This window comes from Pedobacter sp. 01N416, from assembly GCF_056399685.1.
Genome location: NZ_JBFTRT010000785.1, coordinates 1 through 1,799 on the forward strand (window position 1 = coordinate 1; position 1,799 = coordinate 1,799).

At 38.9% G+C, this 1,799-nt stretch carries 2 protein-coding genes; both read left to right on the top strand.

The genetic code is table 11. The features are described from left to right. The coding region (tssD, locus tag AC1DND_RS27135; RefSeq protein ID WP_477578632.1) for a type VI secretion system tube protein TssD at nt 1-198 on the top strand (198 nt) is incomplete at its 5' end. Nucleotides 199-563: 365 nt separating this feature from the next. Then, on the top strand, nt 564-1,799 hold a 1,236-nt coding region (locus tag AC1DND_RS27140; RefSeq protein ID WP_477585873.1), incomplete at its 3' end, for a contractile injection system protein, VgrG/Pvc8 family.

The following is a 1,799-nucleotide window of genomic DNA, read 5'->3' on the forward strand; positions in this document are numbered from 1 at the left end:
TCAGGAACATTGGTTTTCAAGAAAGGCGAAGAAGATGCAAAAATGAAGGAACTGTCTTTCGAAGATGGTTATATCATCCAGTATAACGAGGGTATTGCGGTAAACGACAATACGCCAATGACTTTAAGTTTTGTGGTATCGGCCCGTAAGCTAAAACTGGGCAATGCAGAACACGAAAACGATTGGCCAAAAGCTTAGTCATCACTAAATATATCGTAATTAAAAGCGCCCCGATTTTTTCTGGGGTGCTTTTAATCCGTTGCTATTTTTATCACCCTACATTTACCTATCATCCAAATCATCCCAAAAAATTAATATTGCTTTGTGATGCGTATATTAATTTACAAAGCCATCTCAAAAATTAATGCTCAATTATGTCTAACCATTCCAAACATGTTGCAGTAAAAAACGATTACTATTCAGGTAAAATGTTTGGTTCGGCATCAACACACAATATTCATCTGAACATACGGTCTGCAGAAAATGTATCCATTTTTAATATAAGAGCATGTGCCCACCCAGCATTTGGCTTAGGGTAATTGTTGTGATCAAGATAAATTAATATGGAAAAGAAACTCATTGCTGAAATCAATATAGAGGATAAGGAAATTACACATTTTGCTTCCTTCGTCCTTCAACAGGCTTTTAACGAACATCACTATTTTGAACTGCGCTTTAACCACGACCAGATGGGTGCGCCAGGACTGATCAGTTTAGATGATAGCCGCGATTTTGTGGGTAAAACCTTAACTGCTTCTTTTGGCCATTCGGCAGAAGGCATGCAGAATTTTGTAGGCCTGGTTTCTAAAGTTGAACTATCACAAATTCATGGTTACCATGGTGTTCTAATTGTAAGTGGTTATAGCCCGACTATTTTAATCGATCGTGGACCTGATTTGGGTTCATATTTAGATAAAGACCTGAATGAGATCGTGAAATTGGCAACTAAAGATACGCCTGCCAATGATTTAAAAGTGGTGGCCAATGCCGCAAGAAATACATCAATCGATTATATTATCCAATACCGTGAAAGCGATTTTGCTTTTTTGAACCGCCTTTCYGCCGAATACCACGAATGGCTTTTTTACGATGGTAAACAGCTTAATTTTGGAAAACCCGATACACAAAAGGAAATATCCCTGTTTTATGGCAGAGATGTTCAGGAAATGCAGTACGCAATGGAAATTGCACCAATAAAAAATAAACGGTTCTCCTATAATCCGAAGCAGAACGAAATGCTGCTGAGCGAAAGTACAGGAAAGGTAAATGGCACACCCGACTTATCCCATGCTGTAAAAGCTTCTAACCTTACTTTTAGTAAAACCTTCAACCAACCTTCATTAATCAGGGTAGATAATAACAACGACATTAAAAACCTGGTAGAAAATGAAGAGAAAGCGAATACAAGTGAGCTTTTAAAAGTAACCGCCAGGGGCGATAATGCCGGTTTAGGCATAGGCAGCATTGCCGAAATTACAATGAGCCTCCGTAAAGAACTTGCTTTTACATCCGAAAGCCTGGGTAAATTTCTTATTACCAGTATTACACATCATATAGACGAAAACGGCAAATACCACAATACTTTCGAAGGAAAAGTATCCACAACCGAACGGTTACTGGTAAAGAACTTCGAAAAACCACAACCGGATATGCAACTGGCAGATGTGATTGATAATAACGATCCACAGGGCCAGGGCCGTATAAAAGTGAAATTTAAGTGGGAATGTTTAACCAACGATGTTACAGAGTGGTTACGTGTAGTTACGCCAAGTGCCGGTGTTGGCGATAGGGGTAATAAC